General features: G+C 68.2%; 1 protein-coding gene and 1 pseudogene. Both read right to left on the reverse strand.

The genetic code is table 11. From position 1 onward, the window contains the following. Positions 1 to 27: 27 nt before the first annotated feature. Positions 28 to 501, reverse strand: coding sequence for an FMN-binding protein (locus tag ASG00_RS13060; RefSeq protein ID WP_045248654.1), 474 nt, complete (start codon positions 499 to 501; stop codon positions 28 to 30). 130 nt (positions 502 to 631) lie between these two features. Beyond that, positions 632 to 807: pseudogene (locus ASG00_RS18600) on the reverse strand (ribose-phosphate diphosphokinase); the annotation flags it as partial.

The raw sequence follows: 807 nt of genomic DNA on the forward strand, positions 1-807 counted from the left end.
CGTCGAACTCCCAACGGGCGGAGAAGGTCACGCCGCCGCTTCGGTCTTGATCTCGGCGATCGCCTTGTTGAAGCCGCCGCTGGTCAGCGAGGAGCCCGCGACACGGCTCACCGAGATGCTGTCGATGCTCTTGCCGACGACCTCGGCGGAGATCCCGCCGATGAACTGCGACTGGTACTGCTGCGACTCGCGGGCCTGCGGGTTTCCGGTGACTTCGACGCTCTCGATCACACCGGACGCGAGCGTGACGGTGACGTCGATCGTCTCGACAGACTCGGGGGTCTGGTAGGAGCCCGTCGCGCTGAACGTGCCGTCCTTGTAGGAGCCCGAGGACGTCGATCCCGACGAGGTCGACGAGCCGCTGGTGCCGGACTGCGAGCCGGAGCCCGTGGTCGAGGTCGTCGAGGTCGTGGAGCAGCCGGCGAGCACGGCGATGCCGGCGATGCCGAGAAGGGCTGCGGAGGTGCGGACGGTGCGGGGTACGGCGGTGGTGCGGATCATGAAGGTCCTCCTGCGTCGGTTCCGGGGCCGCCCGGAGCTCCGGGCTCATCCATCCTTGCGAATGAATCTGGACGATCGTGCAGAACGGGCAACCGGTTGTGGATGACGCGGGCCCGCGGCATCCGCCCGGTCAGGCAGCCCCGTCGAACATGCTCGTGACGGAGCCGTCCTCGAACACCTCGTGAATCGCGCGGGCGAGCAACGGCGAGATCGGCAGGATCGTGAGCCCCGGGAACCGCTTCTCGGGGGCGAGCGGGATCGAATCGGTGACCACGACCTCGTCGATCGACGAGTCCTGCAGCCGGG

This window comes from Microbacterium sp. Leaf351 (assembly GCF_001423825.1).
In the GTDB taxonomy this organism is placed as follows: domain Bacteria; phylum Actinomycetota; class Actinomycetes; order Actinomycetales; family Microbacteriaceae; genus Microbacterium; species Microbacterium ginsengisoli.

What these genes read in the sequence shown, in the direction of transcription:
- ASG00_RS13060 (WP_045248654.1), bottom strand. Translation starts at nt 501, where the DNA reads ATGATCCGCACCACCGCCGTACCCCGCACCGTCCGCACCTCCGCAGCC.